Genomic DNA, 13441 nt, shown 5'->3' on the forward strand with positions numbered 1-13441 from the left:
CGAACCCCGGTACAATGCGGCTTCTAGCATATCACCGAGCCCTGAGCGGTAAAAAGCGGATTCCGCTGGCCAAAGGCCCCGTGTTGCGGTTTGCCGTCAGTCGGCCCGCGCACGTGCGTTCCGGCCCCGCCGATGGCACGCCCGTTCCTCACGACGCCTCCTATGACTGCCTCGAACGCTTCTTCCCCGGCGACGCTTTCGCTCGCCCGTCCCGACGACTGGCACCTGCACCTGCGAGACGGCGACATGCTCGCCGCCGTGCTGCCGCACACCGCCCGCCAGTTCGGCCGCGCCATCGTCATGCCGAACCTGAAGCCGCCGGTCACGACCACCGCGCAGGCGCAGGCGTATCGCGAGCGCATCCTCGCCGCGCTGCCGGCCGGGATGACGTTCGAGCCGCTGATGACGCTGTACCTGACCGACAACACGCCGCCCGACGAAATCCGCCGCGCGCGCGAAAGCGGCTTCGTGCACGGCGTGAAGCTGTATCCGGCAGGCGCCACGACGAATTCCGACCATGGCGTCACCGATCTCGCGAAATGTGCGAAGACGCTCGAGGCGATGCAGGAAACCGGCATGCCGCTGCTCGTGCACGGCGAGGTGACCGATGCGTCGATCGACCTGTTCGACCGCGAGAAGGTGTTCATCGACCGCGTGATGACGCCGCTGCGCCGCGATTTCCCGGGCCTGAAGGTCGTGTTCGAACACATCACGACGAAGGACGCGGCCGACTACGTGCGCGATGCCGACGCGGCGCCCGGCCTGCTCGGCGCGACGATCACCGCGCATCACCTGCTGTACAACCGCAACGCGCTGTTCGTCGGCGGGATCCGCCCGCATTACTACTGCCTGCCGGTGCTGAAGCGCGAGACGCATCGCGTGGCGCTGGTCGAGGCCGCGACGTCGGGCAACCCGCGCTTCTTCCTCGGCACCGACAGCGCGCCGCACGCGCGCGACGCGAAGGAAACCGCGTGCGGTTGCGCGGGCTGCTACACGGCGCTGCACGCGCTCGAGCTGTACGCGGAAGCGTTCGACACGGCCGGTGCGCTCGACAAGCTGGAAGGGTTCGCGAGCTTCTTCGGCGCCGATTTCTACGGGCTGCCGCGCAGCGCCGAGACGGTCACGCTGCGCCGCGAGCCGTGGGAACTGCCGCGCGAGATCTTCGCGGGCGAGACGCCGGTCGTGCCGCTGCGCGGCGGCGAGACGATCGGCTGGAAACTGGCGTGAACTGCGCGCCACCGCGCGAACCCGGCCCCGCGGCCGGTCGCGCGGCGGCGGATTTCGCGCGGATCGACTGGTCCGCGCCGTGGCTCGCGCCTTACGCGGAGCCGGGCCGCGCGTGGCAGGCGGCTGCCCGTGCGCGCGCGGCCGCGCTGCTCGATGCGTTGAACGGCGCGTTGGATCGCGTATCGCGAGGCGGCGATCGCGTCACCGGTCGCGGCAGGCCGCTGCGCTTCGTGCCGCAGGCCGAACTGCCGCCCGGCGTCGCGTACGAGACCCATATTGCCGACACCGGGCGGGTGCCGACCCGCCACCATCTTCACGACTTCTTCAATGCGCTCGTCTGGTTCGCGTACCCGCGCACCAAGGCCGCGTTGAACGCGCGCCAGGCCGCGGCGATCGACGCGGCGGGCGGCGTCGGCCCGGTGCGCGGCACGTTGCGCGATGCGCTCACGTTGTTCGACGAGAACGGCGCGCTGTTCGTCACCGCCGACCGCGCGCTCGCCGACGCGCTGCGCGGCTTCGACTGGCCGCGGCTGCTGGTGAGCTCGCGCGATGCGTGGGGCACGCGTTGCGAAGCGCGGCTCGTCGGCCATGCGCTGCTCGAACAGCTCGTCGCACCGTACAAGTCCTGCACCGCGCACGCCTGGATCGTCGAAGTGAGCGCCGACTATTTTTCATGGCCCGACGCGCGACGGGTCGCGCATGTCGACGCGCACATCGCCGCCGAACTGGCGACGCGCGCGCTGACGAGCCGCGACTTCGCGCCGCTGCCGGTGCTCGGCGTGCCGGGCTGGTGCGCGGCGAACGCCGACGCCGCGTTCTACGACGATCCGGCCGTGTTTCGCCGCGGCCGCCGCTCGCGCGCTGCCGACGGCGGCGCGCAGTGCTAGAATGCGCGTCGCAAAGCAGGCCAGGCAGTCGCGGCCTCGCCGCCTTCGGGCGCGCGGGGGCGAGGAAAGTCCGGACTCCACAGGGCAGGGTGATGGCTAACGGCCATCCGTGGCGACACGCGGAACAGGGCAACAGAAAGCAAACCGCCGATGGCCCGGCGCAAGCCGGGATCAGGTAAGGGTGAAACGGTGCGGTAAGAGCGCACCGCGGCGACGGCGACGTTCGCCGGCACGGTAACCTCCACCCGGAGCAATTCCAAGTAGGCAGGCGCGCATTTTCGGATGCAGGACGGGGCCCCCGTCTCGTCTGCGGGTAGGAAGCTTGAGCGCGTCAGCAATGGCGCGCCTAGAGGAATGACTGCCACGCGTTGCGTGCTTCGGTGCGCGGCGTGCACAGAATCCGGCTTATCGGCCTGCTTTGCCGTTCGAATGCGAAAGGGCCGGCGTCTCCTTGCGGAGCGCCGGCCCTTTTTTCTTGCGCGCCGTGCGGTCAGGCCGCGACGATGTCGAACGAATGCGTGAGTTCGGCCGTCTTCGCGATCATGATCGACGCGGAGCAGTACTTGTCGTGCGACAGGTTGATCGCGCGCTCGACCGTGGCCGGGTTCAGGTTGCGGCCCGTGACCGTGAAGTGGAAGTGCACCTTCGTGAACACCTTCGGATCTTCGCTCGCGCGCTCGGCCTTCAGCGTAACCGAGCAGCCGGTGACTTCCTGGCGGCTCTTCTTCAGGATCAGCACGACGTCATAGGCCGTGCAGCCGCCGGTGCCGAGCAGCACCATTTCCATCGGACGCGGCGCGAGGTTGTGGCCGCCGCCTTCCGGCGCGCCGTCCATCGTGACGAGGTGCCCGCTGCCGGTCTCGGCGGAAAACGCCATGCCGTCCTGACCCATCCAGCTTACTTTGCATTCCATGCTTGCACTCCAGCGTTGCCTGATTCGGATTCGATCCGGCATTGTAGCCCGCGGTGCAACGATCGGCTGATGCGCTGCACGACGCGCCATGCCGGCGCCGCGCGAGCGGTGCGCCGGCCGATGATTTCCCTGCCGGATTTAGGGGTTTTGCTCTAGGCGAGGACGGTTTCAGGTCGTGTGAGAGGTGGTTATGTACCTGATTTAAAACAGAAAGTAGCCTCCGTAAGCTTGCCGGTCGAAATCCCGCATCATGAGATTTGATTTCGCAATGCAAATTTTCTTGTGAAGTCGGCGGGGCATTCGTATAATGAGCCTCATTGGTTGTCGCGCTGCGGCAACCTCCGAATGTCTCCTCCACCCTCCTCCTAAGGTGGATTAAGCCCGAACCAGCCGTTCGGGCTTTTTTTCGTCCCATGCAAACATCGGCGCGCGGCTTGCGCGCGTCGGCACCGTTACGCCGGCTGGCGCGCAGCCGGCTGCGAGGTCGCGTCGGGCGGCGTGCCGCGCGAGCCGGCATCGGGCGCCGGCGCATGGGCGGCCGATGCGTGGCCGTGGCCGCGCGCGCAGAAGTGGCGGACGCGTTCGCGCACCGCGCGCAGGCGCGCGATACGATCTTCGGCATGGGCGGTTCGGGCCTCGGCGATGCGCGCATCGAGCGCGTCGAGCTTGGCTTCGCAGCCGGAGCGGGCGGCGACGGCGGGCGCCGCGGCGGCCAGCAGGGCGGCCGCGACGAAGGGCGTAAGTCGTTGTTTCATCATGCTGGTTTGTTGTTTTTCGGGTTCGGCCGGTCGGCGCGGCAAGGTCATGTGCCGCGCGTCGAGGGGTGCCGCCGCAGGCGCTCGGTTCGCCTGGCTTGTCGGGGCACGACCGAATTTTGGCCCATTTCGGCCGCCACGAACACGGGACGTGGATTCTCTTTGACCACGCAACCGTATTTCCTTTATAATTCAGGGCTTTTCCGCATTCATGCCCACGGAAAAAGAACAGGGAGAGCCTGCACCGCGCCTCGAAGCGCACACAGACAAGCAGGAAGAACACATCGGGCAAAGCATTTTTTTTGGATCGATCATGAAGACGTTTTCCGCAAAAGCCCATGAGGTGACGCGCGAATGGTACGTGATTGACGCGACGGATAAGGTTCTCGGCCGTGTTGCCAGCGAAGTGGCACGCCGTCTGCGCGGCAAGCACAAGCCTGAGTTCACCCCGCACGTCGACACTGGTGATTTCATCATCATCATCAACGCGAGCAAGTTGAAGGTCACGGGCAACAAGACGCTGGACAAGAAGTACTACCGTCACTCGGGCTACCCGGGCGGTATCTATGAAACGACGTTCGGCAAGATGCAGGAACGCTTCCCGGGCCGCGCGCTCGAGAAGGCGGTCAAGGGCATGCTGCCGAAGGGCCCGCTCGGCTACGCGATGATCAAGAAGCTGAAGGTCTACGCAGAAGCGACGCATCCGCACTCGGCTCAACAGCCGAAGGCGCTCGAGATCTAAGGGGAGCCCACATGATCGGTAACTGGAACTACGGCACGGGCCGCCGCAAGAGCGCTGTCGCACGTGTCTTCATCAAGGCTGGCAAGGGCGACATCATCGTCAACGGCAAGCCCATCGCTGACTACTTCTCGCGCGAAACGTCGCTGATGATCGTGCGTCAACCGCTGGAACTCACGAACCACGGCCAGACGTTCGACATCAAGGTGAACGTCAACGGCGGCGGCGAAACGGGTCAGGCAGGCGCAGTGCGCCACGGCATCACCCGTGCACTGATCGACTACGATGCGACGCTCAAGCCGTCGCTGTCGAGCGCAGGCTTCGTCACGCGCGATGCGCGTGAAGTCGAGCGTAAGAAGGTCGGTCTGCGCAAGGCACGCCGCGCAAAGCAGTTCTCGAAGCGTTAATTCCGCTTCATGGCCTCGCCGCTTTCGGGTGGCGTCCGCCGGAAAAACCGCCAGCTTTCACGCTGGCGGTTTTTTTATGCGCGCTGTTTCCCGCGCCCGGGCCGCTGCGGCGGCCGCCCGCGCGGGTACGCTTGATGAAATCGACAAGAACCTATTGATTTCATGGACTTCGGCACGATCTTCTGATCGGCCCTACAATAGCGGCTAAAGCTTTTTGGAGAGTTCGAATGAACGCTGTTACCGAAACCGCAGCAACGACGACCGATATGCCGCTGCCGTTCGTCTTCACCGACGCCGCGGCCGACAAGGTCAAGCAACTGATCGACGAAGAGGGCAATCCCGACCTGAAGCTGCGCGTGTTCGTGCAGGGTGGCGGCTGCTCCGGCTTCCAGTATGGCTTCACGTTCGACGAGGAAGTCAACGAGGACGACACCGTGATGAACAAGAACGGCGTCCAGCTCCTGATCGACTCGATGAGCTACCAGTACCTGGTCGGCGCCGAGATCGACTACAAGGACGACCTCAACGGCGCCCAGTTCGTGATCAAGAACCCGAACGCGACCACCACCTGCGGGTGCGGTTCGTCGTTCTCGGTCTGAGCGGCGACAGATTCGCGCCGGTTCGCCGGAATGAAAAACGGGGCTTCATGCCCCGTTTTTTTATGCGCGCTCGCGCTGCAGCGCTCGCCGCGCGGCGGATATCGCGTCAGCGCGGATAGAGCGCGCCCAGCACGCGGTTGCCGGCTGCGCCGGTGACCGTCGCGAGATTGCCGGGCTGGCGCGCGGTGAAGCGGTACGCGAGCCACGCGAACGCGAGCGCTTCGACCTGCTGCGGTGGCACGCCGAGCGCGGCCGTCGTATCGACGGTGGCCGGCACGCCGGCTTCACGCAGCGCGTGCCGGAGTGCGTCGAGCAGCACCGGATTGCGTGCGCCGCCGCCGCATACGAACACGGCCTTGCAGCCGGGTGCGTGCTGCGCGACTTCGCGCGCCACCGACACGGCGGTGAGCGCGGTGAGCGTCGCCTGCACGTCCTCCGGTGCGACCTGCGAGAACGCGGCGAGCTTCGCATCGAGCCACGCGGGATTGAACAGGTCGCGTCCGGTGCTTTTCGGCGGCGGCGCGGTGAAATACGGCTCGTCGAGCAGCGCAGCGAGCAGCGCCGCGTGGACGGTGCCGCGGGCGGCGAACTTGCCGCCGTCGTCGTACGGCTTGCCCAGATGGCGGGTCGCCCATGCGTCGATCAGCGCATTGGCGGGGCCGCAGTCGAAGCCGCGCACGTCGCCGCCCGCGCCGGGCAGGATCGTGATGTTGCTGATCCCGCCGAGATTGCAGACGACCCGCGTTTCGCCCGGTGCGCCGAACACCGTCGCATGGAACGCGGGCGCGAGCGGCGCGCCGTGACCGCCGGCGGCCACGTCGCGGCTGCGGAAATCGGCGATCACGTCGACCTGCGTCAGTTCGGCGAGCAGCGCTGGATTGTTGAGCTGGCGCGTATAGCCGCGCTCGGGGCGATGGCGCACGGTCTGGCCGTGCACGCCGATCGCGCGGATCTCGTCGCGCGACAGGCCGGCCGTGCGCTGCAATTCATGACAGCACACCGCATAGCGCGTGACGAGCGCATTCGCCGCGAGCGATTCGCGGTCGATCTCGTTGTCGCCGGGCTGCTGCAGCGCGAACAGCGCGTCGCGCAGCGATTGCGCGAAGCCGACGAACGCTTCCGCGAGCACGACCGGCGCGCGGCCGGCCTCGAAACGCACGGCGACGCCGTCGACGCCGTCCATGCTGGTTCCCGACATCAGCCCGAAGTAGATGCCGTCTGCCGGATGGGCAGGCTGCGGCTGTCGTTGCGGCACGTTGGGTTCTCCTGGATCGTGCGGCGCGGGCCGGTGCCGCGCGCCTTGCGCCCGATTATCCGCGTAACGTGACGCGTCGTTAAGCGATGCGCGCGCAAGTTATGGGAAAATCCCTGTTTTTGCGACATTCTTCCTGGCACCGATGAGCACCGAACCCAGTTCCAAGCCCGTTTTCCCGATCACCGACGAAGTCCGGCATGCGCTCGCCGTCACGAAGCGCGGCGTCGACGAACTGCTGATCGAGGAAGAGTTCGCGCAGAAGCTCGCGCGCAGCGCAGCCACGGGCACGCCGCTGCGCATCAAGCTCGGCCTCGATCCGACCGCACCGGACATCCACATCGGCCATACGGTCGTGCTGAACAAGATGCGCCAGCTGCAGGATCTCGGCCATACGGTGATCTTCCTGATCGGCGATTTCACGTCGCTGATCGGCGATCCGTCGGGTCGCAACGCGACGCGCCCGCCGCTCACGCGCGAGCAGATCGAATCGAACGCGAAGACCTACTTCGAGCAGGCCGCGCTCGTGCTCGATCGCGACAAGACCGAGATCCGCTACAACAGCGAATGGTCGATGCCGCTCGGCGCGGACGGGATGATCAAGCTCGCGTCGCGCTACACGGTCGCGCGGATCCTCGAGCGCGAGGATTTCACGAAGCGCTTCCAGGGCGGCGTGCCGATCTCGATTCACGAATTCCTGTACCCGCTGATGCAGGGCTACGATTCGGTCGCGCTGAACGCGGATCTCGAACTCGGCGGCACCGACCAGAAGTTCAACCTGCTGGTCGGCCGCGAACTGCAGAAGCAGTACGGCCAGGAACAGCAGTGCATCCTGACGATGCCGCTGCTCGAAGGCCTCGACGGCGTCGAGAAGATGTCCAAGTCGAAGGGCAACTACGTCGGCATCAGCGAGAAGCCGACCGACATGTTCGGCAAGCTGATGAGCATCTCGGACACGCTGATGTGGCGTTACTTCGAGCTGCTGTCGTTCCGCAGCCTCGACGAGATCGCCGGCTTCAAGCGCGAGGCCGAAGGCGGTCGCAACCCGCGCGATTTCAAGGTGCTGCTCGCGCAGGAAATCGTCGCGCGGTTCCACTCGCAGCCCGACGCCGAGCGCGCGCTCGAGGACTTCAACCACCGCGCGAAGGGCGGCGTGCCGGACGACATTCCGTCGGTCACGCTGGCCGGTGCGCCGCTGGCGATCGGGCAGTTGCTGAAGCAGGCGGGCCTCGTGCCGTCGACCAGCGAAGCGCTGCGCAACATCGAGCAGGGCGGCGTGAAGATCGACGGCGCGACCGTGTCGGACAAGGGCCTGAAGGTCGAGGCCGGCGAGTTCGTCGTGCAGGTCGGCAAGCGCCGCTTCGCACGCGTCACGCTGACCGCATGATCGCGCTGATCCAGCGTGTGACGCGCGCCGACGTGCGCGTCGGCGGCCGGACGACGGGCGAGATCGGCGCGGGCCTGCTCGCGCTGGTCTGCGCGGAGCGTGGCGATACCGAGGCCGCGGCCGACAAGCTGCTCGCGAAGCTGCTCGGCTACCGCGTGTTCAGCGACGCAGCCGGCAAGATGAACCTCCCGGTATCGAACATCGACGGCGAAGGCCGCGCGGGCGGGCTGCTGCTCGTGTCGCAGTTCACGCTGGCAGCCGATACCAACAGCGGACTGCGTCCGAGCTTCACGCCGGCCGCGCCGCCCGACGAAGGCGCGCGGCTGTTCGATTATTTCGTCGCCGCCGCGCGGGCGCGCCATCCCGTCGTCGAGACGGGCGAGTTCGGCGCCGACATGCAGGTGTCGCTCGTCAACGACGGCCCCGTGACGTTCTGGCTGCAAGTGCGGCCCTGATTCTTCCCCGGAGATTCGCCGCGATGGCCACCACGCAGATTCTTTTCATCCGCCATGGCGAGACGGCCTGGAACCGCATCAAGCGTATCCAGGGGCATATCGACATCCCGCTGGCCGACACGGGGCTCGAGCAGGCGCAGCGGCTGGCGGCGCGGCTCGCGAGAGAGGCGCGCGACGGCGCGCGGATCGACGCGGTGTATTCGAGCGACCTGATGCGCGCGCAACAGACCGCGCAACCGTTCGCCGATGCGCTCGGGTTGCCGCTGCTGCTGCGCGAAGGGTTGCGCGAGCGTTCGTACGGCGCATTCCAGGGGCACGACAGCACCGAGATCGAGGCGCTGTTTCCGGACGCGTATGCGGCCTGGCAGACGCGCGACCCGGGCTTCGCGCCGGAGGGCGGCGAGTCGCAGCGTGCGTTCTATCACCGCGTGCTGCATGCGCTCGAACCGATCGTCGCCGCGCATCCGGGCGGCCGCATCGCGTGCGTCGCGCACGGCGGCGTGCTCGATTGCGTGTATCGCTTCGCGAACGGGATCGAGCTGTCGGCGCCGCGTACCTATCAGCTGCTCAACACCAGCATCAACGTCGTCGATTACGTGGATGGTCGTGCGCAGGTCGTGCGGTGGGCCGACGTGTCGCATCTCGAAGCCGCGAGCGACGACGACGGGTACCGCAAGGTGCTTTGAGCGCGCCACCCCCGTCCGGCATGGCCGGCCCGGGGTGCCCTTTCTTCCTTTCGGTGTGGTGCTTACTGCGGCAGCCCGTGACGCGTCTTGTAGTCGAGCGCGTACGCGATCTTGCCGGGCTTGTCGGCCGTGATCGGCTGGCGCAGCTTGTCGAATTCCCCCTTGCTGTATTTCTTCCCGCCGTTGATCGCATCGGCGCGCCCGAGGTCGGCGCCCGTCTTGCCGTCGATCACGGGGTCGGTGGCCGCGACCATCCGCGTCGATGCGTTCCAGACCGCATTCAGGTAGCCGGTGTCGGCCTTCGCCGGGTCGGGATCGGTCGTGCCGCCGCGCGTGAGGTCGTAGCTCGCCAGCGCGAACGTGCCGGGCTGCGCGCGCAGCCAGTCGGCCCAGTAGAACTCGAGGTAGTCGGTTGCTTGTGCGGGCTTGCTGTAGCCGATGTCGCGCGTGAAATAGACGAGCGAGCGGTAGCGGTCGTTCGTCATCCCGAGTGTCAGGCCGAGGCCGGTCGGCAGTTGCGCGGTCGTGATCGGCTTGCCTTCGCCGTTCTTCAGGCGCAGGTAGCCGCGGCTTTGCATCTGCTGCCAGAACGCGTCGCCCGAGTAGTCGCTGAGGTTGTCCTTGACGACGACGTGCACGTGCAGCGCCGGGCCGCCGTCGGGCGTCTCGTAATAGGTCGACAGGCCGTGGTGGCCGTCGGTCAGGTACAGCGCGTCGCCGTTCGGGCCGATCACGACGGGGTTCAGCACCGAGCGGTCGCGGGCGTTCGCGTCGGTCGTTGCGCACGTGTAGCTGGCCGGCTCGCGCAGCGACGATCGGGCCGTGTAGCCGCTTGATGCGACGCCGCCGAGGCCTTCGTCCGCGCAGAAGTCGTCGAACTTCTTGTCGGGCTGCAGTTCATAGCGGCCGAGCTTGTAGTAGATCTGGTCGTAGCCGATCGCACCCTGCGTCGGATGGAGATCGCCGAGCGTGACGTCGATCAGGTCGCCGGCGCGGGCCGCCTTCCACTTGCCCGGTGGCGGGGTGGTCGTGGCGGGCGGCGTGGGAGCCGGCGTCGTCGTGCCGCCGGATGGCGGTTGTGCGTCCGTGCGTGCGACGGCGACGACATCATCGCCGCCGCACGCGGCGAGGGCGAAGAGGATGGACAGGCTGGCGGCAAGGGCGAAACGGATCGGCAGGCGTGGCATCGCGGGCATCGGGTGTCGGTAGCGGGTGGCGGGACACCGCGCGGGCCACGGGTGTGCGTGACAGGCAGGACGTGCGACCGTGCGCGGGTGCAAGCCCGTCAGCTTGTCACAGGTATTTGACAGTAAATTGAAATGATCCGAACAAGCGGATCGTCAGGCTGCCGGAGTGTCGTCGGACGGGGTGGCCGTCGCGCGGCGGCGCGCACGCTTTGACGCGCCGTTGACGAGCGCCCAGCGCAGCACGGGGGCGACCGCGCGGATGCCGGGCCGGACCACCGCGCGCCGCAACGGCGCGAACGTCGACACGCCGAGCATGCGCTGCGCCCACGGCGGCAGCAGGTCGATCCCGGCATGCATCACCAGCGACGCGGCAGGCCGCAGCGCGGGCTTCGCGACCGGCACGTTCAGCAGGATCGACATCACGTCGAAGGTACGCGGCCCGGCTTCGAGTTCGGGCAGCATGCGCGCGAGATAGGTTGCCACCTCGGCGCGTGAACGAGGAACCTCATTGGCGCCGAGCAACTCGGCGATCAGTGCCGTCTCCGCGTAGTAGCGGTCCTGCAGTTCGCCCGGCAGCGCCGGATTCACGTAACGCAGATGCGCGGCGAGGAAGCTCGACACTTCCGCGACGTGCACCCAGGTCAGCAACGCGGGATCGTCGGCGCGGTACGGCCGGCCATCCGGCGCGCTGCCCGTGACGCGCGCATGGATCGCTTTCACGCGCTCGATCAGCGCGAGCGCGTCCGCGCGGCTGCCGAACGTCGTCCCCGTGATGAACGTGGCGGTGCGCCGCAAGCGGCCGAAGATGTCGGTGCGGAACGACGAATGATCCCAGACGCCCGCGAGCGCGAGCGGGTGGAGCGCCTGCAGCAGCAACGCGGCGATGCCGCCCGTCATCATCGACGTGAAATCGGCATGCACGCGCCAGCAGACGGCGTCGGGGCCGAACAGCCCCGGGTCTCCGGGCGGAGACGAGAGATCGATCGACGGGCCACCGCCGCCGGCCGTCAGGTGCGTGATGCCGGCCACGAGCCGCTTGCGGATCGGCTCGGCCCAGCGCGGGCCGGGCGCGGGCGCGGTGGGGTGGCGGCTGGGCGGCGTCGTCATGGCGGTGCGGCTCGGGCGACGGATTACTTCCCGTCGGGGGTATCCCACTCGTCGCGTTCGGGGCGGCGCGCGTCGGGTACCGACAGCCCGAAGTGGCGATACGTGAGCAGCGTCGCGACGCGCCCGCGCGGCGTGCGCTGCAGGAAGCCCTGCTGGATCAGGTACGGTTCGAGCACGTCCTCGATCGTGTCGCGCTCCTCGCCGATCGCCGCCGCGAGGTTGTCGATGCCGACCGGGCCGCCATCGAACTTGTACAGGATCGCTTCCAGCAGCTTGCGGTCCATCAGGTCGAAGCCGACCGGATCGACGTCGAGCATCGCGAGCGCGGCGTCGGCAACCGCCGCGGTGATCTGGCCGTCGGCCTTCACTTCCGCGAAGTCGCGCACGCGGCGCAGCAGCCGGTTCGCGATCCGCGGCGTGCCGCGCGAGCGTTTCGCGATTTCCAGCGCGCCGTTCGGATCGATCTGCGCATTCAGCAGCGACGCCGAGCGCCGTACGATGCGCGACAGTTGATCGGCGTCGTAGAACTCGAGGCGCGCGACGATCCCGAAACGATCGCGCAGCGGGTTGGTGAGCATCCCCGCGCGGGTGGTCGCGCCGACCAGCGTGAACGGCTGCAGGTCGAGCTTCACGCTGCGCGCGGCCGGGCCTTCGCCGATCATGATGTCGATCTGGTAATCCTCGAGCGCCGGATACAGGATTTCCTCGACGACCGGCGACAACCGGTGGATTTCGTCGATGAACAGCACGTCGTTCGCTTCGAGGTTCGTCAGCAGCGCGGCGAGATCGCCCGCGCGCTCGAGCACGGGGCCCGACGTCTGGCGCAGGTTCACGCCCATCTCGCGCGCGATGATGTGTGCGAGCGTCGTCTTGCCGAGACCCGGCGGCCCGAACAGCAGCACGTGGTCGAGCGGCTCGGAGCGGCGCTTCGCGGCTTCGATGAAAATCTCGAGCTGGCCGCGCACCTTTTCCTGGCCGACGTAGTCGTCGAGCTGGCGCGGTCGCAACGCACGTTCGAACACCTCCTCGTGCGACGAGGCAGGTGTGGCGGCGATGATCCGCTGCTCGGTGGCGAGTTTGTCGGTTTCAATCATGCGGCCATTGTACCGCGCGACGCAGCCCGGGCCACCTGGCCGAACGGCCGACTGGCGAGCGCCGCGCGGCGGCGCGACACTGGCTTCGACGGCCGGATCGAACGCGCGTTACGCCTTCGACAATGCCTTCAGCGCGAGCTTGATGCCTTCGGACACGCCGGTGCCGGCCGGTACGTTCTTGATCGCGGCAAGGCCTTCCTTCTCGGAGTAGCCGAGCGCCAGCAGTGCGTTGAGGATGTCGGTCGCGTGGTCGGACGGCGACGCGGCGCCGGCGAGCGCGCCGAGGTCGGCGCCGAGCTTGCCCTTCAGTTCGAGCAGCAGGCGCTCGGCGGTCTTCTTGCCGATGCCGGGTAGGCGCGTGAGGCGGGCGGCGTCCTGCATCGTCACGGCCTGCGCGAGTTCCTGCACGCTCATGCCGGACAGCACGGCGAGCGCCATGCGCGCGCCGATGCCGGTGATCTTCAGCAGTTCGCGGAAGGTCGTGCGCTCCTGCTGCGTCAGGAAGCCGTACAGCAGGTGCGCGTCCTCGCGGACGATCTGCTGCGTGAGCAGCACGACGCGTTCGCCCGTTTGCGGCAGGTTGTAGAAGGTGCTCATCGGCACGTCGATTTCGTAGCCGACGCCGTTGCAGTCGACGAGCAGATGAGGCGGGTTCTTTTCGAGCAGGATGCCGGCGATGCGACCGATCATGGAGGACGGGATGCGAGGAAGAAAGCGCGAGTGTAGCGCACGCGCGGCGCAATGCC

At 67.6% G+C, this 13441-nt stretch carries 15 protein-coding genes and 1 other RNA gene; 9 read left to right on the plus strand and 7 right to left on the minus strand.

Annotated elements, in window-relative coordinates:
- Nucleotides 1-162 precede the first annotated feature (162 nt).
- The 3 genes from pyrC (at nt 163) to rnpB (ending at nt 2538) form a co-directional block, all read left to right on the plus strand.
- A complete protein-coding gene (pyrC, locus tag DFS13_RS05345) occupies nt 163-1227 on the plus strand; it encodes a dihydroorotase (RefSeq protein ID WP_006492342.1) in 1065 nt (354 codons plus the stop codon).
- Nucleotides 1224-2114 (plus strand): DUF3025 domain-containing protein, encoded by an 891-nt coding sequence (locus tag DFS13_RS05350; RefSeq protein ID WP_111441438.1) that lies wholly within the window; start codon nt 1224-1226, stop codon nt 2112-2114. Before pyrC ends, DFS13_RS05350 begins: the two co-directional genes overlap by 4 nt.
- 12 nt (nt 2115-2126) lie before the next feature.
- Nucleotides 2127-2538, plus strand: an RNA gene (rnpB, locus tag DFS13_RS05355) — RNase P RNA component class A.
- 66 nt (nt 2539-2604) lie between these two features.
- Here the strand turns inward: rnpB and DFS13_RS05360 are convergent.
- Both DFS13_RS05360 and DFS13_RS05365 read right to left on the minus strand, forming a co-directional pair.
- Nucleotides 2605-3069, minus strand: coding sequence for an OsmC family protein (locus DFS13_RS05360; protein ID WP_012492957.1), 465 nt, complete (start codon nt 3067-3069; stop codon nt 2605-2607).
- Nucleotides 3070-3479: 410 nt separating this feature from the next.
- The gene (locus DFS13_RS05365; RefSeq protein WP_012492956.1) at nt 3480-3785 is read right to left on the minus strand and encodes a DUF1090 family protein; all 306 of its coding nucleotides are present in this window, start codon (nt 3783-3785) and stop codon (nt 3480-3482) included.
- Between the two features lie 310 nt (nt 3786-4095).
- On the opposite strand from DFS13_RS05365, the gene rplM reads away from it, so the two are divergent.
- From rplM to erpA, 3 genes are all read left to right on the plus strand, one after another.
- Nucleotides 4096-4524, plus strand: a complete 429-nt coding sequence (gene rplM, locus DFS13_RS05370) for a 50S ribosomal protein L13 (RefSeq protein ID WP_009687896.1) — start codon at nt 4096-4098, stop codon at nt 4522-4524.
- Nucleotides 4525-4535: 11 nt separating this feature from the next.
- The gene (gene rpsI, locus DFS13_RS05375) at nt 4536-4928 is read left to right on the plus strand and encodes a 30S ribosomal protein S9 (RefSeq protein WP_006476904.1); all 393 of its coding nucleotides are present in this window, start codon (nt 4536-4538) and stop codon (nt 4926-4928) included.
- Between the two features lie 227 nt (nt 4929-5155).
- Nucleotides 5156-5527 (plus strand): iron-sulfur cluster insertion protein ErpA, encoded by a 372-nt coding sequence (gene erpA / locus DFS13_RS05380; protein WP_006476903.1) that lies wholly within the window; start codon nt 5156-5158, stop codon nt 5525-5527.
- Between the two features lie 106 nt (nt 5528-5633).
- On the opposite strand, the gene DFS13_RS05385 is transcribed toward erpA, so the two are convergent.
- Nucleotides 5634-6782: an anhydro-N-acetylmuramic acid kinase gene (locus DFS13_RS05385; protein WP_006483425.1), complete on the minus strand. Its 1149-nt coding sequence runs from the start codon at nt 6780-6782 to the stop codon at nt 5634-5636.
- Nucleotides 6783-6924: 142 nt separating this feature from the next.
- Between DFS13_RS05385 and tyrS the strand changes: the two genes are divergently transcribed.
- Genes tyrS through DFS13_RS05400 form a run of 3 tightly spaced genes read left to right on the plus strand, consistent with a single transcriptional unit; the run spans nt 6925 to nt 9307 of the window.
- Nucleotides 6925-8166, plus strand: a complete 1242-nt coding sequence (gene tyrS, locus DFS13_RS05390) for a tyrosine--tRNA ligase (RefSeq protein WP_006483424.1) — start codon at nt 6925-6927, stop codon at nt 8164-8166.
- Complete coding sequence (dtd, locus tag DFS13_RS05395) at nt 8163-8621, plus strand: D-aminoacyl-tRNA deacylase (RefSeq protein ID WP_006483442.1); 459 nt, start codon at nt 8163-8165, stop codon at nt 8619-8621. The genes tyrS and dtd overlap by 4 nt, the downstream gene beginning before the upstream one ends.
- 23 nt (nt 8622-8644) lie before the next feature.
- Complete coding sequence (locus DFS13_RS05400; RefSeq protein WP_006483446.1) at nt 8645-9307, plus strand: histidine phosphatase family protein; 663 nt, start codon at nt 8645-8647, stop codon at nt 9305-9307.
- A 62-nt stretch (nt 9308-9369) separates the two neighbouring features.
- Here the strand turns inward: DFS13_RS05400 and DFS13_RS05405 are convergent, their stop codons facing one another.
- The 4 genes from DFS13_RS05405 to ruvA all read right to left on the minus strand — a co-directional run bounded on the left by DFS13_RS05405 (nt 9370) and on the right by ruvA (nt 13385).
- Nucleotides 9370-10494, minus strand: a complete 1125-nt coding sequence (locus DFS13_RS05405; RefSeq protein WP_111441543.1) for a ParB/Srx family N-terminal domain-containing protein — start codon at nt 10492-10494, stop codon at nt 9370-9372.
- 153 nt (nt 10495-10647) lie between these two features.
- A complete protein-coding gene (locus DFS13_RS05410) occupies nt 10648-11601 on the minus strand; it encodes an oxygenase MpaB family protein (protein WP_084750923.1) in 954 nt (317 codons plus the stop codon).
- Between the two features lie 23 nt (nt 11602-11624).
- The gene (ruvB, locus tag DFS13_RS05415; RefSeq protein ID WP_006483430.1) at nt 11625-12695 is read right to left on the minus strand and encodes a Holliday junction branch migration DNA helicase RuvB; all 1071 of its coding nucleotides are present in this window, start codon (nt 12693-12695) and stop codon (nt 11625-11627) included.
- Between the two features lie 108 nt (nt 12696-12803).
- Nucleotides 12804-13385: a Holliday junction branch migration protein RuvA gene (gene ruvA, locus DFS13_RS05420; protein ID WP_006483429.1), complete on the minus strand. Its 582-nt coding sequence runs from the start codon at nt 13383-13385 to the stop codon at nt 12804-12806.
- Nucleotides 13386-13441 lie beyond the last annotated feature (56 nt).

Source organism: Burkholderia sp. 28_3 (genome assembly GCF_003253915.1).
GTDB lineage: Bacteria > Pseudomonadota > Gammaproteobacteria > Burkholderiales > Burkholderiaceae > Burkholderia > Burkholderia cenocepacia.

Bases quoted from the DNA above. Each gene is read 5' to 3' on its own strand.
- pyrC (WP_006492342.1), top strand. From the start codon at position 163: ATGACTGCCTCGAACGCTTCTTCCCCGGCGACGCTTTCGCTCGCCCGT.
- DFS13_RS05360 (WP_012492957.1), bottom strand. From the start codon at position 3,069: ATGCCGGATCGAATCCGAATCAGGCAACGCTGGAGTGCAAGCATGGAA.
- DFS13_RS05365 (WP_012492956.1), bottom strand. From the start codon at position 3,785: ATGATGAAACAACGACTTACGCCCTTCGTCGCGGCCGCCCTGCTGGCC.
- rplM (WP_009687896.1), top strand. From the start codon at position 4,096: ATGAAGACGTTTTCCGCAAAAGCCCATGAGGTGACGCGCGAATGGTAC.
- rpsI (WP_006476904.1), top strand. From the start codon at position 4,536: ATGATCGGTAACTGGAACTACGGCACGGGCCGCCGCAAGAGCGCTGTC.
- erpA (WP_006476903.1), top strand. From the start codon at position 5,156: ATGAACGCTGTTACCGAAACCGCAGCAACGACGACCGATATGCCGCTG.
- tyrS (WP_006483424.1), top strand. From the start codon at position 6,925: ATGAGCACCGAACCCAGTTCCAAGCCCGTTTTCCCGATCACCGACGAA.
- dtd (WP_006483442.1), top strand. From the start codon at position 8,163: ATGATCGCGCTGATCCAGCGTGTGACGCGCGCCGACGTGCGCGTCGGC.
- DFS13_RS05400 (WP_006483446.1), top strand. From the start codon at position 8,645: ATGGCCACCACGCAGATTCTTTTCATCCGCCATGGCGAGACGGCCTGG.
- DFS13_RS05405 (WP_111441543.1), bottom strand. From the start codon at position 10,494: ATGCCACGCCTGCCGATCCGTTTCGCCCTTGCCGCCAGCCTGTCCATC.
- DFS13_RS05410 (WP_084750923.1), bottom strand. From the start codon at position 11,601: ATGACGACGCCGCCCAGCCGCCACCCCACCGCGCCCGCGCCCGGCCCG.
- ruvB (WP_006483430.1), bottom strand. From the start codon at position 12,695: ATGATTGAAACCGACAAACTCGCCACCGAGCAGCGGATCATCGCCGCC.
- ruvA (WP_006483429.1), bottom strand. From the start codon at position 13,385: ATGATCGGTCGCATCGCCGGCATCCTGCTCGAAAAGAACCCGCCTCAT.